General features: G+C 62.9%; 24 protein-coding genes and 2 tRNA genes. 14 read left to right on the top strand and 12 right to left on the bottom strand.

Annotated elements, in window-relative coordinates:
• From HG718_RS06405 to HG718_RS06390, 4 genes are all read right to left on the bottom strand, one after another.
• Positions 1-2835 carry a valine--tRNA ligase gene (locus HG718_RS06405; protein ID WP_160587799.1) on the bottom strand — a complete coding sequence of 945 codons (2835 nt, stop codon included), beginning with the start codon at positions 2833-2835 and terminating at the stop codon, positions 1-3.
• Between the two features lie 165 nt (positions 2836-3000).
• Complete coding sequence (locus tag HG718_RS06400) at positions 3001-3777, bottom strand: DUF2497 domain-containing protein (RefSeq protein ID WP_160587798.1); 777 nt, start codon at positions 3775-3777, stop codon at positions 3001-3003.
• 222 nt (positions 3778-3999) lie between these two features.
• Positions 4000-5478: a TolC family outer membrane protein gene (locus HG718_RS06395; RefSeq protein WP_205345677.1), complete on the bottom strand. Its 1479-nt coding sequence runs from the start codon at positions 5476-5478 to the stop codon at positions 4000-4002.
• 240 nt (positions 5479-5718) lie between these two features.
• Complete coding sequence (locus tag HG718_RS06390) at positions 5719-6387, bottom strand: protein-L-isoaspartate O-methyltransferase family protein (RefSeq protein WP_160587797.1); 669 nt, start codon at positions 6385-6387, stop codon at positions 5719-5721.
• 264 nt (positions 6388-6651) lie between these two features.
• Here HG718_RS06390 and HG718_RS06385 point away from each other — a divergent pair.
• Positions 6652-6725, top strand: a tRNA-Cys gene (locus tag HG718_RS06385).
• A gap of 53 nt (positions 6726-6778) precedes the next feature.
• Here the strand turns inward: HG718_RS06385 and HG718_RS06380 are convergent.
• Positions 6779-7054, bottom strand: a complete 276-nt coding sequence (locus HG718_RS06380) for a hypothetical protein (RefSeq protein WP_160587796.1) — start codon at positions 7052-7054, stop codon at positions 6779-6781.
• 221 nt (positions 7055-7275) lie between these two features.
• On the opposite strand from HG718_RS06380, the gene HG718_RS06375 reads away from it, so the two are divergent.
• Positions 7276-7351 (top strand) — tRNA-Asn (locus HG718_RS06375).
• Between the two features lie 78 nt (positions 7352-7429).
• On the opposite strand, the gene HG718_RS06370 is transcribed toward HG718_RS06375, so the two are convergent.
• Positions 7430-8461 carry an SDR family oxidoreductase gene (locus HG718_RS06370; RefSeq protein WP_160587795.1) on the bottom strand — a complete coding sequence of 344 codons (1032 nt, stop codon included), beginning with the start codon at positions 8459-8461 and terminating at the stop codon, positions 7430-7432.
• Positions 8462-8628: 167 nt separating this feature from the next.
• Between HG718_RS06370 and HG718_RS06365 the strand changes: the two genes are divergently transcribed.
• The 9 genes from HG718_RS06365 to HG718_RS06325 all read left to right on the top strand — a co-directional run bounded on the left by HG718_RS06365 (position 8629) and on the right by HG718_RS06325 (position 18359).
• Positions 8629-9678 carry an ABC transporter substrate-binding protein gene (locus HG718_RS06365; protein ID WP_205345676.1) on the top strand — a complete coding sequence of 350 codons (1050 nt, stop codon included), beginning with the start codon at positions 8629-8631 and terminating at the stop codon, positions 9676-9678.
• Between the two features lie 15 nt (positions 9679-9693).
• The gene (locus HG718_RS06360; RefSeq protein ID WP_160587794.1) at positions 9694-10554 is read left to right on the top strand and encodes an ABC transporter permease; all 861 of its coding nucleotides are present in this window, start codon (positions 9694-9696) and stop codon (positions 10552-10554) included.
• Positions 10551-11354 carry an ATP-binding cassette domain-containing protein gene (locus HG718_RS06355; protein ID WP_160587793.1) on the top strand — a complete coding sequence of 268 codons (804 nt, stop codon included), beginning with the start codon at positions 10551-10553 and terminating at the stop codon, positions 11352-11354. The genes HG718_RS06360 and HG718_RS06355 overlap by 4 nt, the downstream gene beginning before the upstream one ends.
• 150 nt (positions 11355-11504) lie before the next feature.
• Positions 11505-12956 (top strand): cryptochrome/photolyase family protein, encoded by a 1452-nt coding sequence (locus HG718_RS06350; protein WP_160587792.1) that lies wholly within the window; start codon positions 11505-11507, stop codon positions 12954-12956.
• A gap of 43 nt (positions 12957-12999) precedes the next feature.
• Positions 13000-14301 carry an NAD(P)/FAD-dependent oxidoreductase gene (locus HG718_RS06345; RefSeq protein ID WP_160587791.1) on the top strand — a complete coding sequence of 434 codons (1302 nt, stop codon included), beginning with the start codon at positions 13000-13002 and terminating at the stop codon, positions 14299-14301.
• Positions 14298-15191, top strand: coding sequence for a DUF1365 domain-containing protein (locus tag HG718_RS06340; protein WP_160587790.1), 894 nt, complete (start codon positions 14298-14300; stop codon positions 15189-15191). The genes HG718_RS06345 and HG718_RS06340 overlap by 4 nt, the downstream gene beginning before the upstream one ends.
• Before the next feature lie 5 nt (positions 15192-15196).
• Positions 15197-16456 carry an SAM-dependent methyltransferase gene (locus tag HG718_RS06335; RefSeq protein WP_027837825.1) on the top strand — a complete coding sequence of 420 codons (1260 nt, stop codon included), beginning with the start codon at positions 15197-15199 and terminating at the stop codon, positions 16454-16456.
• A gap of 10 nt (positions 16457-16466) precedes the next feature.
• Positions 16467-17819: an MFS transporter gene (locus tag HG718_RS06330; RefSeq protein WP_160587789.1), complete on the top strand. Its 1353-nt coding sequence runs from the start codon at positions 16467-16469 to the stop codon at positions 17817-17819.
• A gap of 51 nt (positions 17820-17870) precedes the next feature.
• On the top strand, positions 17871-18359 hold the full coding sequence (locus HG718_RS06325; protein ID WP_160587788.1) for a DUF3833 family protein: 489 nt from the start codon (positions 17871-17873) through the stop codon (positions 18357-18359).
• A gap of 3 nt (positions 18360-18362) precedes the next feature.
• On the opposite strand, the gene HG718_RS06320 is transcribed toward HG718_RS06325, so the two are convergent.
• A complete protein-coding gene (locus HG718_RS06320; RefSeq protein WP_160587787.1) occupies positions 18363-19178 on the bottom strand; it encodes an SDR family NAD(P)-dependent oxidoreductase in 816 nt (271 codons plus the stop codon).
• Between the two features lie 11 nt (positions 19179-19189).
• On the bottom strand, positions 19190-19840 hold the full coding sequence (locus HG718_RS06315; RefSeq protein WP_160587786.1) for a ChrR family anti-sigma-E factor: 651 nt from the start codon (positions 19838-19840) through the stop codon (positions 19190-19192).
• 289 nt (positions 19841-20129) lie between these two features.
• Here HG718_RS06315 and HG718_RS06310 point away from each other — a divergent pair, with 289 nt between their 5' ends.
• From HG718_RS06310 to HG718_RS06300, 3 genes are read left to right on the top strand one after another with little or no spacing between them, the layout of a single operon-like run.
• Positions 20130-21155, top strand: coding sequence for a cysteine synthase A (locus HG718_RS06310; protein WP_160587785.1), 1026 nt, complete (start codon positions 20130-20132; stop codon positions 21153-21155).
• Positions 21152-22012 carry a 3-mercaptopyruvate sulfurtransferase gene (gene sseA / locus HG718_RS06305; RefSeq protein ID WP_160587784.1) on the top strand — a complete coding sequence of 287 codons (861 nt, stop codon included), beginning with the start codon at positions 21152-21154 and terminating at the stop codon, positions 22010-22012. The genes HG718_RS06310 and sseA overlap by 4 nt, the downstream gene beginning before the upstream one ends.
• A 21-nt stretch (positions 22013-22033) precedes the next feature.
• On the top strand, positions 22034-22549 hold the full coding sequence (locus HG718_RS06300) for a GNAT family N-acetyltransferase (RefSeq protein WP_160587783.1): 516 nt from the start codon (positions 22034-22036) through the stop codon (positions 22547-22549).
• Here the strand turns inward: HG718_RS06300 and HG718_RS06295 are convergent.
• From HG718_RS06295 to HG718_RS06280, 4 genes are all read right to left on the bottom strand, one after another.
• Entirely contained in the window at positions 22546-23346 is an 801-nt protein-coding gene (locus HG718_RS06295; RefSeq protein WP_027837818.1) for an amino acid ABC transporter ATP-binding protein, read from the bottom strand. The two genes, HG718_RS06300 and HG718_RS06295, sit on opposite strands and share 4 nt — an antisense overlap.
• Positions 23339-24478, bottom strand: coding sequence for an amino acid ABC transporter permease (locus HG718_RS06290; RefSeq protein WP_160587782.1), 1140 nt, complete (start codon positions 24476-24478; stop codon positions 23339-23341). Before HG718_RS06290 ends, HG718_RS06295 begins: the two co-directional genes overlap by 8 nt.
• A gap of 3 nt (positions 24479-24481) precedes the next feature.
• Positions 24482-25687, bottom strand: coding sequence for an amino acid ABC transporter permease (locus HG718_RS06285; RefSeq protein ID WP_160587781.1), 1206 nt, complete (start codon positions 25685-25687; stop codon positions 24482-24484).
• Positions 25688-25777: 90 nt separating this feature from the next.
• Positions 25778-26839 (bottom strand): amino acid ABC transporter substrate-binding protein, encoded by a 1062-nt coding sequence (locus HG718_RS06280; protein ID WP_373868282.1) that lies wholly within the window; start codon positions 26837-26839, stop codon positions 25778-25780.
• Positions 26840-26979: the final 140 nt, after the last annotated feature.

Here is a 26979-nt window from a genome sequence, read left to right as displayed (position 1 = left end):
CTACGCAGCTCCCTCGAGACGCCCAAGCGCATCAGCCAGCTTGGCGCGGGTCTGTTCTGCGTCCGCCTTGCGCTCACGCTGTTCGGCGATCACGTCTTCCGGTGCCTTCGACAGGAATTTCTCATTGCCGAGCTTGCCATCGATCTTCTTGATCTCCCCGTCGATTTTCTTGATCTCCTTGGCCAGACGTGCGCTCTCGGCATCCAGGTCAATCACGTCCGCCAGCGGCAGGAACAACGTCGCCTCATCCACAACCGTCTGGATCGACCCCGCCGGCGCATCATCCCCCGCTGAGATGCTCTCCAACCGTGCAAGCCGCTCGATCATCTCCTTGTTGCGTGACATCCGGTCGATGGTGATGTCGGAGGCGCCCCGCAGCACCAGCGGAATCTTGGCACCCGCCGGCACATTCATCTGTGCACGGACGGAGCGGACCTCGGACACAAGCCGGATCAGCCAGTCGATTTCCGCGTCCGCCTCGGTGTCCCCGAGGTCAACCGGATAGTCAGGCCACGGCGCCGTCACCAGCATGGTGTCCCGTGCCGGGCCTTCCACGCCGCTCTGCCACAGCTCTTCGGTCAGGAACGGCATCATCGGATGCAGCAGCAGCAGGATCTGGTCAAGCGCCCAGGCAGCGGTCGCGCGGGTCTCGGCCTTCGCCTCCTCGTCGCTGCCATTCAGCACCGGCTTGATGAGTTCCAGATACCAGTCGCAGAAGACATCCCACACAAAGTGATAGACCGCCGCGGCAGCTTCATTGAAGCGATAGCCTTCCAGCGCCTCGGTCACCTTGGCGGCGGTCCGCCGCGTCTCCCCGGCAATCCATAAGTTGGGCGTGCCGCTCACAGACGAAATATCAAACCCGTCCACCCGCGCGCATTCATTCATCTGGCAGAAGCGCGCAGCGTTCCACAGCTTGGTGCCGAAATTGCGATAGCCTTCAACGCGTGAGGTTGCGAGCTTGATGTCCCGGCCTTGCGCTGCCATCGCCGTCAGCGTGAAGCGCAGCGCATCCGCGCCATAGCTGTCGATCAGCTCGAGCGGGTCAATCACATTGCCTTTTGACTTCGACATCTTCGCGCCCTTCTCGTCCCGGACGAGCGCGTGGATATAGACATCGCGGAACGGCACTTCCTTCATGAAGTGCAGGCCGAACATCATCATCCGGGCCACCCAGAAGAAGATGATGTCAAAGCCGGTGACCAGCACATCGGTCTTGTAATAGCGCTGCACCTCCGGCGTCTCGTCCGGCCAGCCCAGCGTCGAGAACGGCCACAGGCCCGAAGAGAACCAGGTGTCGAGGACATCCTCGTCCTGGGTCAGGTCTTCGTCCTTGCCATAGTGCGTGTGCGCAAGCGCCTTCGCTTCAGCTTCGTCATGGGCAACGAACACTTCGCCGTCCGGCCCGTACCACGCCGGGATGCGATGCCCCCACCACAGCTGGCGCGAAATGCACCACGGCTGAATGTTCCGCATCCACTCATAATAGGTCTTTTCCCAGTTGCGCGGGACGAAGACGGTTTCACCGCGCTCAACCGCCTCAAGCGCCGGCTTGGCAAGTGTCTTGGCATCCACATACCACTGGTCGGTCAAAAACGGCTCGATCACATCATTCGACCGGTCGCCATACGGCACGGCGATCTTGCGGTCCTCGATCTCTTCTAAGAGACCAAGTTCCTCCATCATGGAGACTATTTTCTTTCGCGCGTCGAAGCGATCAAGTCCCTGCAACTCTTCAGGTATTTCAGTCACAGCACGATCGTCGTCGGAGTCACTCCAAAAAGAGACAACACCGTCCCGCGGAGCGGTTTGCCGTGCCTGCTGAGAAACCTGAGGTGAGACTTCAAACTGATTGCGTATCTTGCCGCGCGTATCCATCACGTTGATCATCGGCAGGTCATGCCGCTTGCCGACTTCAAAGTCATTGAAGTCATGCGCCGGCGTGATCTTCACAGCGCCCGAGCCCTGCGTCGGGTCCGCATGCTCATCCGCAACGATCGGAATGCGCCGCCCCACCAGCGGCAGGATGATGTGCTTGCCAATCAGGCCTTGATACCGCTCGTCATCGCCGTTCACGGCAACCGCCGTATCACCCAGCATCGTCTCGGGCCGCGTCGTCGCGACGATGATGTAGTCGCGGGTCTCATACGCCGTCGGCTTGCCGTCCTCGTCATGCTCGACGGGGAACTCATACGTCACCCCGTCGGCCAGCGGGTAGCGGAAGTGCCAGAAGTGGCCGTTGACGTCCGTCGGCACCACTTCAAGGTCAGAGATCGCGGTCTCCAGCTTCGGGTCCCAGTTGACCAGCCGCTTGTCCTTGTAGATCAGCCCCTCATTGTAGAGCTGCACGAAGACCTTGAGCACGGCCTTGGACAGGCCCTCATCCATGGTGAAGCGCTCGCGCGACCAGTCGCACGACGCCCCAAGCCGCCGCAGCTGGTTGATGATCGTCCCGCCGCTCTCGCCCTTCCAGTCCCACACGCGCTCGATGAAGGCCTCGCGGCCCATGTCGCGGCGGCCCTGATTGCCTTCCTCGGCCAGCTGCCGCTCGACCACCATCTGCGTGGCAATGCCCGCATGGTCGGTGCCCGGCTGCCACAGCACGTCCTTGCCGCGCATGCGCTCGAAGCGGATCAGGATGTCCTGCAGCGTGTTGTTGAGCGCGTGGCCCATATGCAGCGAGCCCGTCACGTTCGGTGGCGGAATCACGATCGAATAGGGCTTGGCGCCTGCTGCCACCCGCTCGGGGTCTCCGGCCTTGAACGCGCCGGTCTCTTCCCATTCGGCATAGATGCGCGGTTCAACTGATTGGGGCTGGAAAGTCTTGTCTAGCATGATGTGTCAGCAGTGCTTTGGGGCCGTTGGCAGCGGATGGTGTGAGTGCAGGGCCGGAAACAGAAAAGCCGGTCCCTGCCCCGATGCGCCATGGCATCGGAAGTGGGAACCGGCTGGTTTTAACGTAAAGCGCCCCGATGGCAATATCAGGGCTGGATGACGCCTTTACCGCCGGCGATGGCGGGATACGCGCTCCAGTTCTTCGGCTACTGCCGCTTCGACGATGGTCGGCAGATTTTCATCAAGCCAGGCCTTCATCATCGGGCGCAGCAGGTCCTGCACGAGATCTTCAAGCGTGCGGGATTCGCCATCGCGCGAGGTGCGCATATTGTCGGTCAGGCGGTCAAAAGCTGCCGCCGCCGCAGCTGTGGCCTCGGTCGACATAAGGCCGCTGCCGCTGTCCGGGGCAATCGGCGCTGCAGGCGTGATGGGCTCAGGCTCAGGCGCCGCCATCACCGGCTCCGGTTCCGGCTCGAAAGCAGGCTCCGGTTCGGGTTCAGGCTCGGCCATCACTTCCGGCTCGGGCTCAGGCTCGGGTTCCGGCTCAGGCTCCGGTTCGCTTTCCTGGACGCGATCAATTGCCATGATGTCGCTGTCCTCGCCCGTGTCGAACGGGTCAGCCTCATCCATCGGCTCGGATTCCGCTGCAGGAGCTGCCGGTTCCGCCGGCGCCGCGTCCATTTCCATGGCGGGCGCGGCCTTTGCCTCGGGTTCTTCCTCGGCAATGTCGGTCAGTTCGAGCACGTCATCATCGTCGTCGGAAGCAGCCTCTTCGGCCATCGCCTCCTCAGCCATGCCGGCGTCGTCGGCAGCCACGGCCTCTTCGGCAGGGGCCTCAGCCTTTGCGGCACCCTCTTCCTCGCCATCCTCGGAGATGATCCGGCGGATGGAGGCAAGGATTTCCTCCATGGACGGTTCTTGCTGGGTGCTCTGTTCGCTCATGTCCTAACTCACCGCATTCCGCGCCAGGCGCTTTGTCTCGAGGCGCCGCGGGGGCACCATGTCTCAAAAACGGTCGCGAGCCTAGCCTAGCCGCATGGCCATTAAAAGGCAGACGCGCTCAGATGATTTTTTCAGATCCAGTTTAGGGCCGGAAGGTTAACCGCAGGCTAGTATCAATCAAAAAACGGCGGAAAGTCATCGCTTCCCGCCGTTATTGAGTGTCTAGAGCTGCGAGGCCGCATCCGTACCGGATTCCGGCGCGATTTCGTCCGGATCGTCCTCAATCCCAAAGCCGAACCACTTGCCGCTCACGTCGTCGTAATTGACCGTGGGCTCGTAGCGCTCGACCGGCAGGCCAAGATACTCCGCATTGAGACGACCGACCGCCGACAGAAGCTGATAGGCAGCCACATAGGCGTTGCGCTCCGATGTCACGAGCGCCACCCGGGAATCGAGCAGTTCCTGCTCGGCGTCCAGCACGTCCAGCGTGGTGCGCGAGCCGACCTGTGCCTCTTGCTGCACGCCGTCCAGCGCGATCTCGTTGGCCCGGACCTGTTCGCGGTCCGAAGTGATCTGCGCATTGGCGGCCCGGTATGCCTCCCAGGCGCTGGCCACGCCCTCTTCCACCTGCCGCAGCGCCTCACGGATCTGCAGGCGGGACTGGCTGTTGAGCTGCTTGGCCTGGCGCACCTGGCTGTAAACCGCACCGGACTGGTAGAGCGGAATGGTCAGCCTGCCTGTCACCGTCGCACTTTCGGAATTACGGACCGTTGAACTGGGATTGTCCGCATAGGTGTAATCGCCTTCCACGGTCAGGGTCGGCAGCAGCGCCCCCTTCGCCTGACTGATCGCGTGGCGGCTGGCTTCTTCGGCAAAGCGCGCTGCCTGAAGAGCCGGATTGTTGGTGACCGCAATATCAAGGGCCTCGTTCTCGGTGCCCGGCAGCGGCGGCAGGGCCGGCGAGGCGTCCAGCGTCCCCGGTGCCATGCCGACAATGCGCTCATAGGCAGCCCGGGAATTGGTCAGCGCGGCCTCGGCGGAAATCAGCGCCGACTGCGAGCGGCTCAGCCGGGCTTCTGACTGCGCGACGTCGGTGCGGGTGATCTCGCCCACGTCGAAGCGGTCCTGAGAGGCTTCAAGCTGACGCTGAAGCACAGTCACGTTGTTCCGGTTGAGCTCGACGGTCGCCGCATCCCGCAGCACGTCCATATAGGCCGTGACGGCGGCCAGCAGCACTTCCTGCTCGGTGCCGGAAAGCTGGGCCCGGCCGGCCGCGACCTGTGCCTTGGCCTGGCGTGTCTCAGCCACGGTCCGGCCGCCGCGGAAAAGGTTCTGGCGCACGCTCACCGTGCCCGAATTGCTCACCCGGTCGTCGCGCGAGCTCGTGAGGTTGGCAAAGCCCGCCCCCGACCGCAATTCGTTGTCAGACTGGGAAAACTGCGAGGTGCCCGTGACGCTGGCACTCGGCCGCCAGTTGCTCAGTGCCTGGGCGACGTTTTCGTCCGTCGCGCGCAGTTCAGCGCGGGCGGCCTGCAGCGTCGGATTGCTGCCATAGGTCGCCACCAGGGCGTCCTGCAGGTTTTCGGCCCATGCGGGGGTAATGCCAGTGAGACTCCCGGCGGCAAGCGCACCGGCCAGAACCAGTGTGCTGGCCCGGGCACGCAGATGTGTCTTCAGAAAATACGCAGAAGCTTTAGCCAAAATATCCCCCGAACAGCCGAATTGGCCTGTCACGATTATCTCGGACCTATATAGGGTCCCGCACCGGGCCTGTTCAATATTTACCAAGGCCCAAGTGGACAATAGTCAGGTTGCGGACGGGTAAATACCGCATGCTTGATTACACGCCAATGCACGCGCCCGGGCAGATTTTCGCCCAAAGCCGCGACATTTCTGTGTTCACCCTGCCGATTCAACGCAGGGATCAGCCAAATCCGTTGCTTAAAAGACGAAACCCTGGGGCTTTTCGAAGCCCGGCACCGGCGCCACCGCGGCGCTGAACTCTGCGCGGGCACTTGCCTCGCTGCCTGACCGCTCGACGATATGCGCCTTGCCTGCAAGCCCGTGTCCCACGACACAGACCAGACGGCCGCCATCCTTCAGCTGATCCTTGAGGGCTGCGGGGATTTCCGGTACGGCGCCTTCGATGATGATCACGTCAAAGGGCGCCTGCTCGGGGCAGCCGGCTTCAAGCGCACCTTCGATCACCGCCACATTGTCGGCAGAGACGTCGGAGAGATTCTGGCCCGCCGCCGCCGCCAGGGCCGCATCGCATTCAAGCGCCACCACGGTCTCCGCCAGCTTGGACACGACAGCCGGGCCATACCCCAGCCCGGCGCCCACATGGAGCACCAGCGAGTCGGAGCGGATGTCGGCCATCTGCAGCAGCCGGGCAAAGACCCGCGGCTCCATCAAATAGCGCTTGGCACCCTCGTCGGACGTATGGATCAGCATGTCCTCGTCCTGGTAGGCCACCGACCGCTTGCCCGCCGGCACGAACTTCTCCCGCGGCGTCTGCATCATCGCTGCCTGAACCGCCTTGTCCGTCACGTCATTGGTGCGGATCTGGCTCTCGAGCATGTTGTAGCGCGCGGTTTCGAAATCGAGCATGGGGGCAGCCTGCGGGGTGATGGATCCAGGGGACGCGCCGAAAAGCGCCAAATCATGTTCTGCGCCTTATAGTCTTGGCATTCCGGGCTGACAATGGCGCTTCACACCCCGCCCGGCAGAGGTGCCGGGAGCAGCGTCCTGGCGCCCGCCACTGCTTGAGCCGCGCATTGCCTGCGTTTTGCCGATTGTTTGCGCACACAAGCTCTGCTATAGCCCGCCTCCTTGGATGGCGCTGACGGGCTCTGCCCGCCCCATCCGAACAGAGGCCACGTGGCGGAGTGGTTACGCACCGGACTGCAAATCCGTTTACCCCGGTTCGATTCCGGGCGTGGCCTCCACTCTCTTCCTTCTCAGAATTTCGTTGCTGGGATGCTCAGCGGACCAGCGTGCGCTAGCGCTCTCCCGCCTCGGCCCCGTTCTGCCTCGCAGCCGCTTCCGCCTGCTGCTGCCGCCTGCGGCCAAGCCAGACCTCGAAGCGCCGCCTGATCCGGCGGATGCGCCAGGAATCGACCGACAGCACCAGCAGGCCGAGCGGAATCATCCAGAACCCGAGTACCGGGAGAAACCCCAGCATGCCGCCAAACACCAGCAGCACCCCAAGCGTGATCCGCACGGGTTTCGATCCGGGAAGCGGATAGGTCTTTCGGCCAAGCTTGATTCGCGCCATCGGGTGTTCGGTCCGGAGTTCAGTGAGGGTGCCCGCCCCAATGCGAGGGCTAGCGGGCATGATGGGCGGGAATGTGGCCCTTCCTCCGGCTGCTGTTAACCCAATCGAGACAGGTTTTCTCACATTCTTGGCAAATCGGGCTTTGCAAGGCGGTCAGTGCTTTGCTATACGCCTGCCTCTCGCAGGGACGCGGCGGCCACGGCCAAAGCGCTTGCGAGTGTTCCCCGGTAGCTCAGTTGGTAGAGCAAGCGGCTGTTAACCGCTGGGTCGCTGGTTCGAGTCCGGCCCGGGGAGCCACCCTCCTTCTTCTCGACAAATCACCGAAAAGACTCAGGCAGCGTGTCTCACGCGGGCCGGCCCGAGACATGCGCGTCGTCAGACGACCTTGTGGTCGATCAGCGTCTGCGCCCCATCAAGAATGCTCTCGCGCGCCGGGCGGAACGTGACCCCAAGCACCCGCTGCGCCTTCTCGTTTGAAACCAGCCGCTGCTTGTCCAGTTCCGGCAGGATCTGTTTCAGCGGCGGGTTCACCATTGCCAGGAAGCGCACAAGGAAGCTCGGCATCTTCCGTGTAGGGAGCTTCTTGCGATAGGCGGGGAAGGCGTCGCGCAACACATCGGCTATGTCGCCGAACCACATATATTCATTGGCAGCGATAAACCGTTCCCCGGCTGCGTCGGGATTTTCCATCGCCGCCACATGCGCTGCCGCCACGTCCCGCACATCGACAATGGGAAAGCCCAGCCGTGGCGTCGCCGGAAGCTTGCCGCCCAGAAGCTGCGTCAGCAGTTCAACTGATGCAGAGAAATCCCCGCTCAAAACCGGCCCAAGCACGGCACCGGGGTTCACCGTGGCGAGTTCAAGCCCCTGCCCGTCTCCGTTGACGTAATCCCACGCAGCCTTCTCCGCGATCGTTTTGGAGCGGGTATAGGCCGTGTTGTCAGCCAGATAGTCCGGGTTCGACCAGTCGGCTTCCGTCAGCAGTTTCGGCAGGCGCCGGTATCCATAGGCCACGGCCGCAACGGATGACGTCAGCACCACGCGCCGCACGCCCGCCTTCTTCGAGGCCCGCAGCATGCGCAGCGCGCCGTCTCGGGCCGGGACGATCAGTTCGTCCGGGTTTTTCGGCAGCTCCGGCGGAATGGGCGACGCCACATGCTGGACGAAGTCGCAGCCGGCAACCGCGTCATCCCAGCCGTCATCGGACGACAGATTGGCAGCGAACAGCTCGATGTCATTGGCAGCCGGATCATGCGCAGCCAGCAGGGCCTTCAGCGCTGGCGCCTTGTCCAGCGAGCGGATGGTGCCCCGCACCCTGTAGCCCTTGGCGAGCAGCTGCAGGATGATGTGCTGGGCAATGTAACCGGATGCCCCGGTGACGAGGACAGTAACGGGTGCTTCGGACATGGCGGATCTCCCCTTGCCTTTCCATGATGGCAAGTAGATAGGACCGCGCCCGGCACCGCCAAGCAAAAAATGACCGAAGGTCATAAAAAGTGGTCACGCGGCTTTGTATTGCCCGGTCGGCCCACCCTCGGGTGCATTCCTGTGAGGGCTGGCCTATGGTCTTGCCCATGATGACTCACGCCCGCCTTGCCGCCGCTGCCACGATACTCACCCTGTTCCTGTCCGCGCTTGCCGGCCCGGTACCCGTCCGGGCAGACACAGCTGCAAGCGACGCTGTCTGCCCTCTCGACCGCCCGGTGGTGCTGGCAGGTCTTGATTGGGACTCAGCCCGTTTCCACAACGCCGTCGCCGCCCGCATCCTTCAAGATGCCTATGGCTGCGACACCACGGCGATTGCCGGCGCAACCATCCCGCTCACCAATGGCCTCGCGCGCGGTGACGTGGACATCATGATGGAGGTCTGGCGCAACAGCCTGGCAGAAGCCTGGGTCAAGGCCGCCGAGACGGGCCGCGTGCGCGACATCGGCCCGAACTTCCCGGACGCCGTTCAGGGCTGGTACGTGCCGCGCTACGTGGTTGAGGGGCCGGACGCCCCTGCCCCGGACCTCAAGAGCGTTCAGGATCTCGCAAACTACACCGAGGTGTTTCGCGACCGGGAAGAACCCGGCAAGGGGCGCTTCTACAATTGTCTGGCCGGCTGGGCGTGTGAAATCGTCAACACCCGCAAGCTTGAGGCCTATGGCCTCGCCGGGCTCTACACCAACTTCAAGCCCGGCACGGGCGAGGCCCTCACCGCAGCCGTCATTGCCGCCACACGCCGCAAGAAGCCCATTCTTTTCTATCACTGGACACCGTCCTGGCTTCTGGGTGCCATTGATGCCGTCAAGCTCGAAGAGCCGCCTTTCGAGCCTGAGGCCTTCGATGCCCTGCGGCGTCCTGATGCACCCCTGCCCAAAGGCGTCGCCTATCCTGTCGCCTCAGTTGCCATCGGCGTGAATTCCGATTTCGCAGATGCCGCCCCTGAGCTCATCAGCATGCTGACGGCCTATGAAACCACATCCAGTCTCGTGGCCGGTGCGCTGCTGGCGATGGAGCAGGACAAGCTCACTGCCGAAGAGGCAGCCGACGCCTTTCTCAAGGCCAATGCGCCGCTCTGGCAAGGCTGGATGCCTGCCCCGAACGCTGCGCGCCTGTCAGCTGCCCTCGGCCTCAACTAGCACCGGCGGGCAACCATGTTTCCTGATTTCGGCACCCCCCTGCGCGACTGGGCCAATGCGGCGCTGGATACCCTGATCATAGAGCACGGTGATGCCTTCGATGCTGTCTCGGATGCCCTCCTCTGGGTGTTCCTGCAGGTGGAAGGCCCGATCCGCGCCCTGCCGCCCTGGCTGGTGCTGGCGGCCACGGCACTCGCAGCCTTCGGTGCCTCGCGCCGCCTGTGGCCCACCCTGCTGGCTCCTGCGGGCCTCTGGTTCATCGGCACGCTGGGGGTATGGGACGAAGCCATGCAGAGCTTCGCCATCGTGCTCGTCTCGGTCATCTTCTGCGCAATTGCCGGTGTGCCGCTCGGCATCGCCATGGCCAAGAGCCAACGCGTCCGGTCCGCCATCTCCCCCCTGCTCGACCTGATGCAGACCATCCCAAGCTTCGTCTATCTCATTCCCGTGGCCATGCTCCTGGGGCTCGGCAAGGTCCCGGCGATCCTCGCCACCATCATCTATGCCCTGCCGCCGCTGGCCCGCCTGACCGAACTCGGCCTGCGGCAAATCGAGCCTGAGCTGCTGGAGGCAGCCGACGCCTTTGGCGCCACCGCCGCCCAGCGTCTCACGAGCGTGGAACTGCCCCTCGCGGTCCCCAGCATTCTTCAGGGCATCAACCAGACGACCATGATGGCCCTGGCCATGGTCGTCGTCGCCTCCATGATCGGCGCACCCGGCCTCGGCCAGACGGTGCTGGAGGGCCTCCAGCGGGCCGATGTAGGAACGGGGCTGATTGGAGGCACGGCCATCGTCATCCTCGCCATCGTGCTCGACCGCATCACCCAGGCCTTCGGTGCGCGCAAGCTTGCCAGCGGTCAGGAGACAGCGCCGTGATCCGCCTGTCCCACGTAACCCACCTGTTCGGTGATGACATCCGTCAGGGCCTCGCCGCCGCCAGACAGCAGGCGGGCCGTGACCGTATTCGCCAGACCCTCGACATGACCCTGGCCCTGGACGATGTGTCGCTCGACATCCCAACCGGCGAACTCTTCGTGGTGATGGGCCTCTCCGGCTCCGGCAAATCGACGCTCATCCGCCTCATAAACGGCCTGATCCGTCCCCAGATCGGCCGTGTGGATGTGGATGGCACGGATGTGTCAGGCCTGTCGCCGCGCGACCTCGTCCGGTTCCGGCGCAACCGCATCGCCATGGTGTTTCAGTCTTTCGGCCTCTTCCCCCACAAGACGGTCGGAGAAAATGCGGGCTTCGGACTGGCGATCGAAGGTTTGGGCCGGGCCGAGCGGGATGAGCGTGCACGCCATTGGCTCACCCGGGTTGGGCTCGAAGCCTATGTGGACGCCTATCCGGCCGAACTCTCCGGCGGCATGCGCCAGCGCGTCGGTCTGGCCCGTGCGCTTGCCGTCGATGCCCCGATCCTGCTGATGGATGAACCTTTTTCCGCCCTTGATCCGGTCACCCGAAACGACCTCCAGGGCTTGGTCCTGGAGCTGGAAGCAGAGCTCCAGCGAACCATTGTCTTCGTGACTCACGACTTTTCCGAAGCGGAGCGCCTGGCGGGCCGCATGGCCGTGCTTCATGAGGGCCGAATTGCCCAGACAGGCACCCCGGCCGAAATCCGTACCGCCCCCGCCGATGCCCATGTCGCAGCCTTCGTCGCGTCCGCCGTTGCCTAGGCGGTTTTTGGCCCGATGAGAATTGTCGGCCCCAGAATCCCGCGAAAAATGATCCAATCCCACCCTGCCTGCGTAGACGAACCATAATCAGGCAGGCACCCGGCCTGCCGGCCTATAGTTTGGTTCTTTAACGCAAGCGGTGAATTGATAGTGAGCAAGGATCGCGTCATCTTCTGGTTCCGGCAGGATCTCCGCATCGCGGACAATCCCGCGCTCAGCGCGGCTGCCGGGACGGAAAAAGAGGTCATCTGCCTCTACATCCTGGATGACGAGACGCCCGGAGAGTGGGCCATGGGCGGCGCCGGCTGCTGGTTCCTCCACCACGCCCTCGACAGCCTCGACAAGGACCTCAAGGGCCTGGGCTCCAAGCTAGTCCTCCGCGCAGGCAATGCGACAGAAGTGCTGCCCGATTTTGCCGATGAGATCAGCGCCACCGCGGTTTTCTGGAACCGCCTTTATGAACCCTATGCCATCAAGCGTGATAAGGCCCTCAAGGCCTGTCTGCGCGAGCGGGACATCGAAGTAGAAAGCTCCAATGCGAGCCTCCTGTTCGAGCCGTGGACGGTGGAAACCAAGTCCGGCGGCCCGTACCGCGTGTTCTCCCCCTTCTGGCGTGCCTGCATGCGTGATTGTCCGTCCCCGGACGAGCCCATAAAGGCGCCAAAGTCGCTCAAAACACCCAAGCAGCATCCACGGACAGAGAAGCTGGATGACTGGGGATTGCTCCCCACCAAGCCTGACTGGGCAAAGGGCTTTGCTGAGATCTGGACACCCGGTGAGCAGGGCGCGAAGGACCGGCTGGCATGGTTCCTCGACGAGGCCGCTGCCGACTACAAGGACAAGCGCGATCGCCCCGGTGTCAGAGCGACATCCGGTCTGTCCCCGCATTTGCATTTCGGCGACATCGGGCCGCGCCAGATCTATCACGCGGCGCGCGCGCAGGCCGAGAAGCAGGACGGAACGGCCAAGAGCATCGAGAAATTCATCGCCGAGCTCGGCTGGCGGGAGTTCTCCCATCACTTGCTCTATCACTTCCCCAGCCTGCCGACGGACAACTACCAGGAAAAGTTCGATGACTTCCCCTGGCGTGACAATGACGATGACCTGAAGCGCTGGCAGGAGGGCCAGACGGGCTATCCCATGGTCGACGCGGGCATGCGCGAACTCTGGCAGACCGGCTGGATGCACAACCGTGTGCGGATGATCGTGGCATCCTTTCTCGTGAAGCACCTTATGATCCACTGGCGCCATGGAGAGACCTGGTTCTGGGACACCCTGGTCGATGCCGACCTCGCCAACAATTCCGCAAGCTGGCAGTGGGTGGCAGGGTCCGGTGCCGATGCCGCGCCTTATTTCCGCATCTTCAATCCCATCACCCAGGGCGAGAAGTTCGATCCCGACGGAGACTATGTCCGCCGGTATGTGCCGGAGCTGGCGAACCTTCCCAACAAATATTTGTTCTCCCCATGGACAGCGCCCGATGACGTTCTGAAGGAGGCAGGTGTCACCCTCGGCCAGGACTACCCCGAACCCATCGTTGACCATTCCGCCGCCCGCGACCGGGCACTCGGCGGCTATGACGACATCAAGAAGGCCAGCTAGGCCGACAGGCCCTGCCTGGATAACCAAGGAAAGACAGCAGCCGATGAAAATCGCCATTGCAGGAACCGGCATCTCGGCCAACGCGGCGGCCTATACGCTGTGCCGCGAGCACGAGGTGACTGTCTATGAAAAGAACAGCCGCATCGGCGGGCACTCCAACACGGTCACCGTTGATTACGATGGCGTTGAGATCCCCGTGGACACGGGCTTCATCGTCTATAACGAGCTCAACTACCCGAAGATGACAAAGCTGTTTGCGGAGCTCGGCGTTGAGACCGAGGCCAGCGACATGAGCTTTGCCGTCTCCACCATGGACGGCCGGTTTGAGTGGTCGGGCCAGTCCGTGCGCAGCGTCTTCGCCCAGCGCCGCAACCTGTTCAGCCCGGGCTTCCTGTTCATGCTGCGTGAGATCTTCCGCTTCAACAAGATCGCGCGTGAGGATCTCGCTGCTGGCATGGCGGAAACAGTCTCGCTCGGCGACTATCTCCGTGAGCGGAACTTCTCCAGCCGCTTCATGCGCGACTATCTGCTGCCCATGGGCGCGGCCATCTGGTCCACGCCCGCCAGCGAGATGATGCGTTTCCCTGCGCGTAGCTTTCTCGACTTCTTCCGCAATCACCGCCTGATTGATCATGACCGCCCCCAATGGCGCACAGTGACCGGCGGGTCGCAAAGCTACGTCAAGAAGCTGACGGCTCCTTTCGCAGACCGGATACGCCTTGGTACAGGCATTGCCGGCGTCACCCGTGAAGGCAACGGTATCACGGTGACCGACACCAATGGCCAGCGGGAGCATTTCGATCACCTCGTCATCGGCGCCCACTCAGATGAAGCTCTGGCGATGCTTGCCGACCCGTCTGACGCTGAACGTGAAATCCTCGGCGCGATCCGCTACACGCCGAACGAGGTCTACCTGCACCGGGATCCTTCCCTGATGCCGCGCCGCCGCCGTACGTGGTCGGCGTGGAACTATCTGTCACCAGGACGGTTGGACAGGGGCGATGCCCTGTCGGTGACATACTGGATGAACAAGCTGCAGAACATCGACGAGCGCTATCCGCTCTTCGTGACGCTCAACCCGGCCCGCCCGCCGCGTCCGGAGCTGACCTTCGCGCACATCACCTATGATCACCCGATGTTTGATACGGCCGCCCTCAAGGCGCAGACGGAGATCGACACCATCCAGGGCACCAACAATACCTGGTACTGCGGTGCATGGTGTGGCTATGGCTTCCATGAGGATGGCCTGTCGTCCGGCCTCAAGGCCGCTGAAATGCTGCAGCAGGCCGCCCGCTTCACAAGCGCCAAGCCTGGTCTGCTACCTTTCGTCGAGGCTGCCGAATGAGCATTACCGAGGCCCCGGCAAACGGCATCAGCGCGCCCCCGGCGCGGCTCTATTTCGGCAGGGTCATGCACGCACGCTCCAGGCCCCGCACCCACCGCTTCATTTATCGCGTCTTCTCGATGCTCATCGATATCGACAGGGTGCAGGAAGCAGGCCGTCGCAGCCGCCTCTTCTCCATCGACCGGTTCAACCTTTTCAGCTTCCACCGCAAGGACCATGGCCTGCGCGACGGCTCATCGCTCCGCGCCCACATCGTCAGTCTGCTGACGGAGGCAGGAATTTCCGAGCCGCGTCACATCCGGCTCCTCTGTTATCCGCGCATCCTCGGATATGTGTTCAACCCGCTGTCCGTTTACTATTGCTACGACGCCCGGGCCCACCTGACGACTTTGGTCTACCAGGTGCACAACACCTTCGGGGACGTGCACAGCTACGTGGCGCCGGTACAGGCACCTGAACGAGATGGCCGCATTGTCCGCCAGACGCGCGACAAGAACCTCCACGTCTCCCCTTTCGTCGGCATGGCAGCCACCTACGACTTTGCTCTGGATGACCCGGCGGAGCGTATTGCCATTCACATCCGTGAAAGCGATGAGAACGGCCCTTTCCTGCTGGCAACCTTTGATGGCGAGGCGCGGCCCTTCACCACGCGCAGCCTCGCAACAGCGTTTGTCATCTATCCGCTGATGACCGTGAAAGTGATGGCCGCAATCCACTTTGAAGCCCTGCGCCTGTGGCTGAAGGGCGTGCCCTTCTTCCGCAGCCCCGGAAAACCGCCAGCCTTGGCCAGCGCCGACGGGCCCTCGGGCGGGCCGCGCGGCAACGCTATTGACCCGGCCAAGGCTCCTGCAACAAGCTATCCAGATAGCAGTAACGCCAAGGCAGCTTGATCAAGATGACCCAGTCAGTTCTTTCAAGTGGTGCTGTGCGTAACAGCAGTGCCCCGGTTCAGGCGACACCGGAAGTTCTCGATGCCCTCAGCGGCGTGCCCCGCCTCGTGCGGATGGCGCTGCGCATGCTGCTCGGCATCGAAAGCGGCAGCGTCACCGTCACGCTCCCCGGCGGCACCGCCCTGCGTTTCGAAGGCCGCCGGCCCGGCGGTCATGGCGAACTCCAGCTCAACAATTACAGCGCCGTGCGCCGGCTTCTCACTGGCGGCGGCATAGGCTTCGCCGAAGCCTATATCGCCGGTGACGTGGATTCGCCGGACCTTGCCCGCTTCCTCGAAGTCTTTGCCCGAAACCGCCAGATGATGATGAAGGCGCTGCGCATGGGCATGTTCGACTGGGTGCACCGCCTCTATCACAAGATGCGGCCCAACACGCGCCGTGGGGCACGCCGCAACATCCATGCGCATTATGATCTCGGCAACGAGTTCTATGGCCTGTGGCTTGACCCGACCATGACCTACTCGTCCGCCATCTTCAAAGAGGGCATGAATGATCTGGCCTCGGGCCAGCATGAAAAGTATCGCGCCCTCGCCAGGTCCATGGATCTCCGGCCCGAGCACCATGTCCTGGAGATCGGCTGCGGATGGGGCGGCTTTGCGGAATACGCCGCGACCGAGATTGGCTGCCGCGTCACAGGCGTCACCATCTCCGAAGAGCAGCTCAAATTCGCCCGCCAGCGGATGGCGCGTCAGGGCCTCAGCGACCGTGTCGAAATCCGCTTCCAGGATTACCGCGACATCCCGGAAACCTATGACCGGGTGGCCTCTATTGAAATGTTCGAAGCCGTTGGCGAAGCCTATTGGCCGACCTATTTCGGCAAGGTCCGCGATGTGTTGAAACCAGGCGGCAAGGCCGCGCTGCAGATCATCACCATTGCGGATCACGCCTTCGAGGACTATCGCCGCTCAACAGATTTCATCCAGCGCTACATCTTCCCCGGCGGCATGCTGCCGTCGCCCACTGCCCTGCGCGACCAGATCGCCCAGGCAGGGCTCAGCTTTGTGGGCAGCCGGGAGTTCGGGCTCGATTACGGCCGGACCCTGCGTCAGTGGCAGGAGCGTTTTGCCGCCGCCTGGCCAAAGATCGAACCTCTGGGCTTCGACACCCGCTTCCGCCGTCTCTGGCACTTCTACCTCGCCTATTGCGAAGCCGGGTTCAATTCGGCCAACACGGATGTGACGCAGGTCACGCTGGCCCGCGCCTGATCCTGCATCCATGAAAGTCACCACAGCCCAGCAGTGGTGGTACGCCCTGCCGGGCCTGCCCCTCGCCGCCCTCACCCTGCCCGTCTACGTCTTCGTGCCCACCTATTACGGTGAGCTTGGCGTCTCGCTGGCGCTCATCGGCACCGTGCTGCTGGCGGTGCGGGTGCTTGACGCGGTCAGTGATCCCCTCATCGGCTATGTCAGCGACCGGGTGCATGTGCCGTTGCTCGGCGGCCTTGGCCGCCGCAAGCCATGGCTGCTCGTGGGCATGCTGCCCACGCTCCTTGCACTCTGGATGGTGTTCGTGCCGCCCGATCGTCCGGATGCGGGCTATCTCCTCATCTGGAGCACGGTTCTCTCCATCGGCTGGACCCTCATGCTGCTGCCCTACAATGCCTGGGGCGCCGAGCTGGCCGAGGACTATGACGGCCGCACCGACGTAACGGCCCGCCGGGAAGGCTTCACGGTGCTGGGCACCCTGCTGGCGACGGCCCTGCCCGTCTTGCTGGGTGTCTGGGACGGAAGCACGTCTGCGGGCCTGGGTGACGCGCTGCACGGCCTCGCAATCGCCCTGCTGCTCCTTGTGCCTTCAACGGTCCTTCTCGCCCTGTGGCGCGTGCCGCGCGAACGGGACAGAGGCCACGCCCGCATCCGCCTGCGTGATGGCTTGAAGGTGCTGCGCGGCAACAAGGCTTTCACGCGCCTAATCTCGGCGTTTCTCATCAACGGCTGGGCCAACGGCCTGCCTGCCTCGCTCTTTGTCCTGTTCGTCACCCACGTGCTTGTGGCGCCGGAGATGGTGGGGCCGCTGCTCTTCGCCTATTTCCTGTCCGGCGTCATCGCCATCCCCGGCTGGGTTGCCCTGTCGCGGCGGTTCGGCAAACACCGGGTCTGGGTCGGTTCCATGACCCTCGCCTGCGTCACCTTCCTATGGGTTCCGTTCCTTAGCGCTGGCGACATCTGGACCTTCGGCCTCATCGTGGTTCTGTCGGGTTTTGCCGTTGGGGCTGACCTCGTCCTGCCCGCCGCCATCCAGGCAGATGTCGTGGATGTGGATACGGCGGAAACCGGCGAGCAACGGACAGGCCTCTATTTCGCCCTGTGGAGCCTCGCCACCAAGCTGTCTTTGGCCCTTGCGGCCGGAATTGCGTTCCCGCTGCTCGAATTTGCCGGGTTCCGGGCTGATCTGGCCCCCGGCGCGGATGGCAACACTCCGTCGAGTTTATTCGCACTTTCAATGCTTTATGCCGGTTTGCCGGTGATCCTGAAGCTGCCCGCGCTCGTACTTATGTGGAATTTCCCATTGAGCCGGGATGCTCAGGGAGAGCTGCGCAAGACCATCGACACTGCGGCAGATATCTGAGCCCATCCGGGACCCGGCCCTCTCGATGGGGTGCGTGAAAGGTCCTCAAGCATGGTGTCCGCCCCGACAGGCCAAGACCTGCGACTGGAAGAATTCCTCGAGGGCAGCCTTGTGGCTGAAGGCGAGTTCCGGGATCCGTTCGGCCGCGTGCGCCGGACCTTCACCGCCCAGCTCACCGGAACGCGACTGCCCAATGCTATCCGGGTGGAAGAGCACTTCCTCTACAATGATGGTGAGACCGATGACCGTGAATGGCTGATCGAGGTCTTGGGTGATGGCCATTACCGCGGCACCGCCAACGACGTCGTCGACGTGGCCGAGGGCCGCGTCCACGGCAACCGGCTGGACTGGCGCTACCCGATCGAGCTCAAGATCAATGGCCGTCCCTGGCGGCTCACATTCGCAGATCGCTTCGAGCTTGATGGCACAGGCGCCCTCATCAACACGGCCAGGGTCAGCAAGTTCGGCCTGCCGGTCGGTTCCGTCTACCAGGTCATCCGCAAGGCTCCGGCCCTGGCAGCAGGGCAAGCCGCCGACTGAAGCCTAATCGCCGGTCGGCACCTCGGGTGTGGTGGCAGGATCGCTCCACCCCGTCACGCGGCGCACAAGCCCCAGCCGCCAGGCCGTGGGCAGCAACCCGATCAGTTTCAGCACATAGGTAAAGCGTTTCGGGAAGGTGATCTCGAAAGCATCTGTCTGCAAACCGGCGGCAATGCGCTTGGCTGCCTTGTCCGACGCCATGAGCGCCGGCATCGGGAACGGATTATCTTTGGTGGCCGGCGTGTCAATAAAGCCGGGATTGATCACCTGCACATGGATGCCGATCGGATCAAGCTCGATGCGCAACGTCTCAGCCAGGTTGATGAGCGCCGCCTTGCTGGCCCCATAGGCTGCACTCGTCGGCAGCCCGCCATATCCCGTAACCGACGCCACAATGGCAATCTGGCCCTGTCCTGCTTCGCGCATGGCGGCAATCACCGGCCCGAGGCAATTGGCAACTCCGACAAGGTTGACGTTGAAGGTGGGGCCGAACGCCCTGGCACTGAAGTTACGCGCATCCACCGGGAGATAGACCCCGGCATTAAGAACCGCCAGCGCCAGCGGTCCCACGCCGCTTGCGATCTCCCGCGCGATCTCAGTCATGCGGTCATGATCCGTCACGTCGCCGGGAAAGGCATGGATGCGTCCCTTGAGGGCGTGGGCCTCCATCACCAGCGACGCCAGTTCATCCTCGCTGCGGGCCGTAGCGGCCACGGTCCAGCCGTCACCGGCAAGCTGCAGCGCCACATCCCGCCCGATGCCTGAACTGGCGCCCGTCACCCAGGCAGCACCATGTGTCGGGTCAAGCGGAGAAGCCATCGGGAATCCTGTCAGTGTTGAAAGAGAGACTGGAGAATGCGCCCGAACGGCCCGGTCAGCCGCATCGGCGCTTCGTTCACAGCAAAACAGATGCAGGTGTCCCCCGGTTCCGCAATCGGCCGGTGGTCAACCGCGTGATCGGCAAGCTCCACGTCCCCGGGGCCAAACCGCCCCGCATCGTCGCGGAAGGCGCCCTGCAGCACGAGCGTGGCCTCGAGGCCGCCATGGGTGTGCTGAGGCATGGCGCGGCCCGGCTCAATGCGCAGCAGGCGCGCGATGATGCCGTTATCTTCGAGCTCCTTGAGGCGATACTCGTAGGCGCCACGGCCGCGCCATTTCCAAGCGAGGTCCGCCGCAGGTTTGCCTACAATTTCCGCAAGCGATGGCGGCATAACGCTGTCGTGGACAGGCCCGTCTGGCAGCGCCTGTTCGACCAGCGCCGCATCATCCATCTTGAAGCCAAGAGAAAACGGCTCCGCGGTCTCAAGCAGGTAACCGCCAACGTCCTCTATCCGCGCCGCTACCGCACGCTTTTGCGGGTTCAGCTCTAGATAGGCTTCTGCAAGAGCCGAGGCTGCCCGCGGCAACCGGCCGAGAGCATGCTGAGTGACCAGCCAGTCGGTGGTCGGCGCTGTGGGGGACTCAATGGATCCGTGCGGCATGGGGCAACTCGTCAGGCAAACGCGGCCCCGAATGCCGGTATAGGCAACGCGTCAGGAAACGGCAGTTTTTCGCCATTCCCGCCGGGGCAGGTGAATTTTCATAACAGTTACGGGCACATAGGCCATCCGGATCACCGGCAGGGCCGATGAAATTATCTGCTGGCCGGTGCACGCCAACACGCGCGGTTGCGCCCCGTGCCCCCGGTTCCTATTTTCCAGTCTCCGAGCGGAACCACATTCCGACAATGTGGATCGCCAGAAAACACGACGATCAGCGAGGATAGTCTCCATGAATGCCACCGGCAGCTCCAGAATCAAGAACGGCATTGTGGACGCCATCGGCAATACGCCGCTGATCCGCCTGAAAAAGGCATCTGAAGAAACCGGCTGCGATATCCTCGGCAAGGCGGAATTCATGAATCCCGGCCAGTCGGTCAAGGACCGTGCCGCCCTGTTTATTATTCAGGATGCGGTGAAGCGCGGCACGCTGAAGCCCGGCGGCACCATCGTCGAGGGAACCGCCGGCAACACGGGCATCGGCCTTGCCCTCGTGGGCAATGCTTTGGGGTTCCGCACGGTGATTGTGATCCCCGAGACCCAGACGCAGGAAAAGAAGGACATGCTGCGGCTCGCTGGCGCCGAGCTCATCGAGGTCCCGGCGGTGCCCTACAAGGACCCGAACAACTACGTGAAATATTCGGGCCGCCTCGCTGAGGAACTGGCCGAAAAAGAACCCAACGGCGCCATCTGGGCCAACCAGTTCGACAACGTGGCCAATCGCGAGGGCCATATCCAGACCACGGCCCCGGAGATCTGGGAGCAGACCGGCGGCAAGGTCGACGGTTTCATCTGCGCAGTCGGCACCGGCGGTACCCTGGCAGGCGTCGCCATGGGCCTGCGCGAGAAGAAAAAGGACATCGTCATAGGCATTGCCGACCCGATGGGGGCAGCGCTGTACAACTACTATGCCCATGGCGAACTCAAGGCCGAAGGCACTTCGATCACCGAGGGCATCGGCCAGGGCCGCATCACGGCCAACCTAGAAGGCCTGTCTGTGGATGAGCCGTTCCAGATTCCCGACGAGGAAGCACTGCCCGTCGCTTTCGACCTGCTGGAACATGAAGGCCTGTGCCTTGGCTCCTCCAGCGGCGTGAATGTCGCCGGTGCAATCCGCCTGGCGAAGAAGATGGGTCCTGGCCACACCATCGTGACCATCCTTTGCGACTACGGCACGCGCTATCAGTCAAAGATGTTCAACCCGGCCTTCCTGAAGGAAAAGGGTCTGCCGGTGCCGCAATGGCTGGATACGAAATGACAGGCGCTTGCGCCGCCGAGGACGAGCGGGTCCTCGTCTCTACCGGTTGGCTGGCCGACAGGCTCGGTATGCGCGACATCAAGGTCGTCGACGCCTCCTGGCACATGCCGTCAACCGGCCGTGACGCCCGGGCGGAGCACACCGAGGCACATATTCCGGGTGCGGTCTTTCTAGATATCGACGTGGTGGCGGACACGAACTCCGACCTTCCGCACATGCTGCCGCCGGCGCATCTCTTCGCTGAGGCTGTCGGCGGACTTGGCATTACCGGGGATGATCAGGTCGTCATCTATGACACCGCGGGCCTCTTCTCCGCGCCGCGTGCATGGTGGATGTTCCGCGCCATGGGGCATGATCGCGTGGCCGTGCTGGATGGCGGCCTGCCGCGCTGGCAGGCAGAAGATCGGCCGATTGAGACGGGACCGGTAACCGCAGCCCCCCAGCCTTACACCGCGATGCTCAAACCAGATCTCGTTGCGGGCCTCGATGACGTCCGCCAGGCGATCACTGATGGCTCCCGCCAGGTAATCGACGCCCGCCCGGCGCAGCGCTTTGACGGCGAAGTAGACGAACCCCGACCGGGCTTGCGGCGGGGCCACATGCCCGGCTCGGTCAACGTGCCCTTCGATGAGATTGTCACCGGAGGCGCCCTGCGCCCGCCGGAGCAGCTGGAGGCCCTGTTTGCCACCCGTGGCGTCAATGTGGGCATGCCCGCCATCACGAGCTGTGGCTCCGGTGTCACCGCAGCCATTGTGTCACTGGCCCTCGCACGCATAGGCGCGCCGGACGGCAGCCTCTATGATGGTTCATGGGCTGAATGGGGCGGTCGCCCGGACCTGCCCGTCGCCCTCGCTTGACCCCACCTCCCGCGAAAGACCATGGGCCGCAAACACAAGACCACGGTTACCTTCCTGAGCATGGATGCCGACCCGGACAACCATGTCCCGGTACCTGCGCGCAAGATGGCACTCATGCGGTGCATGAAGCCGCCGCTTCATTTCTACCGCTATCTCTATGATGCCATCGGGCGCGACCACCTCTGGGTTGATCGCAAGCGCAAGAGCGACGAGGAACTCGCCGCCATCATCCATGACGATCTGACCGAGATCTATGTGCTCTATGTCGATGGCGCACCCGCAGGATTCGCGGAGCTCAACTTCCGCGAACCTGGCCTTTGCGAACTGGTCTATCTCGGCCTGACGCCGGACAGCGTCGGCGGCGGCCTTGGTGAATACCTGCTGGCCCAGGCCATCGACATTGCCTGGCAGCACCCCATCACCAAGATGAAGGTGCAGACCTGCACCCTAGACCACCCCCGCGCCCTCGGCCTCTATCAGCGCCTCGGCTTTGTGCCTTATGCCCAGACGGAAACCGAGGTCGAAGAACTCGACTAATGCAGGATCTGGCTGAGGAACAATTTGGTCCGCTCGTTCTGCGGATTTGAGAAGAAGGCTTCGGGCTCGTTCATTTCAACGATCTGCCCGTCATCCATGAAGATCACCCGGTTCGCGACGGTGCGCGCGAAGCCCATCTCGTGGGTGACCACCAGCATCGTCATGCCGTCTTCCGCCAGCGACACCATCACGTCCAGCACTTCCTTAATCATCTCCGGATCAAGCGCCGACGTGGGTTCGTCAAACAGCATGATACGAGGGTTCATGCAAAGCGAGCGGGCAATGGCGACGCGCTGCTGCTGGCCGCCGGAGAGCTGACCCGGATATTTGTGGGCCTGCTCGGGAATGCGCACGCGCTCCAGATATTCCATCGCCTGTTCTTCGGCCTGCTTGCGCGGCATCTTCCGCACCCAGATCGGCGCCAGAGTGCAATTGTCCAGCACCGTCATGTGCGGAAACAGGTTGAAATGCTGGAACACCATGCCGACCTCGCGGCGGATCTCATCCACCTTCTTCAGGTCGTCCGTCATCTCGATGCCATCAACGATGATGCGGCCCTTCTGATGCTGTTCCAGCCGGTTGACGCATCGGATCAGGGTGGATTTACCCGAGCCGGACGGCCCGCAAATGACGATGCGCTCGCCTTTGAAGACATCAAGGTCGATGTCGCGCAGCACATGGAAGTCGCCATACCACTTGTTCATCGACCTGATCTCGATGGCTTTCTCCTGTGAGACAGTCATGCGGGAAGTGTCCACCTGGCCCTTTTCGGGCAGGTGCGGCGTTCGGTCAGTCATTCCGGTGTCCCGTATCCAGGCGCCGTTCCATGTAGCGGGAATATTGCGACATGCCGGCGCAGATGACGAAATAGAAGAAACCCGCGAACACATAGCCGGTAGCGGCCGTCTGCGGGGTGGCCCATGTCGGGTCTGTGAAATTGAGCTGGATGATGCCCAGGAGGTCGAACAGGCCGATGATCAGCACCAGCGTCGTATCCTTGAATAGCGCAATGAAGGAATTGACGATGCCGGGGATCACGGTCTTCAGGGCCTGCGGCAGGATGATGAAAATCATCATCTGCCAGTAATTGAGGCCCAGCGCCTGCGCCCCTTCATACTGTCCGCGCGGCACGGCTTGCAGCCCGCCGCGCACCACTTCCGCCATATAGGCCGCTGAGAACAACGCCACGGCGATGAGGCAGCGCAGCAGCTTGTCGAAGGTCACATCCTCCGGCAGGAACAGCGGCAGCATCACGCTGGCCATGAACAGCACGGTGACAAGCGGAACGCCGCGCCAGATCTCGATGAAGCCGATCGACAGCATGCGGATCACCGGCATCTGAGATCGTCTGCCCAGCGCCAGCAGGATGCCAAGCGGCAGCGAGGCGACGATGCCGGTAATGGCAACCACCAGCGTCACCAGCATGCCGCCCCAAAGTGCCGTCTCCACTTCTTCAAGCCCCATCACGCCGCCGGTCAGCAGGAAGAAGGCGATGATCGGATAGGGCAACAGCAGATAAAGCGCGTTCCAGAACTTGAACGGCACGCGCGGGATCAGCATGGGGATCAGCCCGGCAATCCCGAGGAAGAAGGTCCAGTCCACCCGCCAGCGCTCCTCCAGCGGATAACGCCCGTAGATGAACTGATCGAACTTCGCATCAATGAAGGGCCAGCAGGCCCCCGCCCCGTCACGCAGACAGGCTTGCCTGTCCGTCCCGGTAAAGGTGGCCGAGAGCAACGCCCAGTCGAGAATGGGCGGCACGATGCTGTAGAGCAGCCACGCGCCCAGAAGCGTCAGCGCCGTGTTGGACCAGGAGGAAAACAGGTTCTCCCGCATCCACGCCACCACACCGGTGGTCCGGCGCGGCGGCGGAAGCGGCGCTTTTTCCTTGGTACGCACATAAGCGATGTTGGCAGTCACGTCACTCATGGGCTAGCGCTCCACCAGCGCGATGCGCGCATTGTACCAGTTCATCAGAAGGCTCGTGGCGATGGAGAGCGTGAGATAAACCGACATGGTGAGAAACAGGATCTCCACCGCCTGCCCCGTCTGGTTCAGCACCGTCCCGGCGAAGACCGAGACAAGGTCCGGATAGGCAATGGCAACAGCCAGCGACGAATTCTTGGTCAGATTGAGATACTGGTTCGTCAGCGGCGGGATGATGACCCGCAGCGCCTGCGGGATGATGATGAGCCGCATCGTCTGGCCCGGCGTCAGGCCCAGCGCGGATGCGGCTTCGCTCTGCCCCTTGTTCACTGCCTGGATGCCCGCGCGCACATTCTCGGCAATGAACCCTGCCGTATAGATGCCCAGGGCCAGCACCAGCGAAATCAGTTCCGGGATCAGCGTCACGCCGCCGGCAAAATTAAGCCCCCGCAAGCCGGGATACTCAAAACTCATCGGCAGACCGAGAATGAGGAACACGAGCAGCGGAAAGCCCGCGACCAGCCCGAGTGTCCAGTACAGCACCGGAAATTGCTGCCCGGTCATTTCCCGCCGCCGGCGCGCCCATCGCGCAATGCCGAACGACACAAGAACCCCCAGGGCCAGCACGATGAGCACGAAGCCGAAGCCATCTTCCGCCAGCGGCCGCGGCAGGTAGATGCCCCGATTATTGATGAACACGCTTCCGGCAATCTCGATGCTCTGCCGGGGGCCGGGCACGGACCGCAGCACCGCGAAGTACCAGAAGAAGATGTGCAGAAGCAGCGGGATATTCCGCATCGTTTCCACATAGATGAAGCAGATCTGCCGGATCAGCCAGTTGCGCGACAGGCTGCCGATCCCGACGAGAAACCCGATGAGCGTGGCCAGCACGATGCCGATGGCTGCGACCAGCAGCGTATTGAGCAGGCCGACGAGGAACGCGCGGCCATAGCTGGATTCTTCCGTATAGCTCACCAGCGTCTGAATGATGCCGAACCCGGCAGTCGTGTCCAGAAAGCCGAAGCCGGATGCAATGCTGGCCCGCTCCAGATTGCTGACAGCATTGGTCCAGAACTCGGTGCCGACCCACACGACAAGGGCCAGCGTCACCAGCTGGTAGACAATGCCCCGCACTCGTGGGTCATAGAGAAATGCCGCGCGGGGGACATCGTCTCCAGCTGCCGGCGCGGATGATTTGGAAGGATCACTCATACGGTGACGTGCTTGCTCTGCCTGCCCGAAAAAAAGCGGCGCGCTGATCGATTCCGCAATCAGCGCGCCCCTGTAACCGTCACATGATGTTTAGCGGACCGGCATGGCGTAGTGAAGGCCGCCATCCTTGTACAGAGCATTTTGCCCGCGCTTGAGCGCCAGCGGCGTCGCCGAGCCCACATGCCGCTCGAAGCTCTCACCATAATTGCCGACGCTCTTGATGATGTTGTAGGCCCAGTCATTGGACAGGCCCAGCGCTTCGCCATAGGCACCTTCCGTGCCCAGCAGGCGCTTGATCGCCGGATTCTCGCTGGCCTTCATCTCATCCACATTGGCCGAGTTGATGCCAAGCTCTTCCGCCTCGATCATCACGTTGAGCGTCCAGCGCACGATGTCCAGCCATTGGTCATCGCCCTGCCGCACCACAGGCCCGAGCGGTTCCTTGGAAATGATCTCGTCCAGAATGATGTGCGCGTCAGGGTCTTTCAGCTTCAGGCGTTGCGCCGCAAGACCCGAGACATCGGTGGTGTACACATCGCAGCGGCCGGCATCATAGGCACCCACAACCTCATCGGACTTCTCGAAGGAGATGATCTTGTATTCGAGATTGTTGGCCCGGAAGAAGTCGGCGATGTTGAGCTCGGTCGTGGTGCCGGAATTGGTGCACAGATTGGCGCCGTTGAGGTCAAGCGCACTGGTAATGCCCAGATCCTTGCGCACCATCATGCCCTGGCCGTCATAGTAGTTAACGCCTGCGAAGTTCAGGCCGAGGGACGTATCCCGGTCCATGGTCCAGGTGGTATTGCGGGTCAGCACGTCAATCTCACGCGACTGCAACGCCGTAAACCGCTCCTTGGCAGACAGCGGCCTGTAGCGAGCAGCACTCGGGTCGCCGAAGATCCCCGCGGCCACAGCGCGGCACAGATCAACGTCCAGCCCCGTCCACTCCCCGGTCGCGTCAGGATTGGCGAAGCCCGGCAGGCCCTGGTTCACCCCGCACTGGACAAAACCGCGTTCCTTGACGGCTGACAGGGTCGGACCCGCATCCGCCGGTGCGGCCAGTGCCGAGGTGCTGAAGGCTGCGGCCATTGCCAGCCCGCCGATGCAGGCGGCAGCCGTGCGCCTGAAGGCGGGGAGAAGGATGGTGGTCATGAATCTGTTCCTCGCACGTGAATGTAGCCGGGTCCGGACAGGCCGGCCGTCTGACACGGAATTTTGTGGTTCAGCGCGCCTTATGCGGCCTTTGCCGGGAGTGTAACATTGTTGACCGGCTGAACCAGTGGTTTACGCGG

The organism is Pyruvatibacter mobilis, from assembly GCF_012848855.1.
Lineage (GTDB): Bacteria > Pseudomonadota > Alphaproteobacteria > CGMCC-115125 > CGMCC-115125 > Pyruvatibacter > Pyruvatibacter mobilis.
The sequence above is the reverse complement of the archived record's forward strand: the minus strand, read 5'-3'. Positions and strand labels throughout refer to the sequence as shown.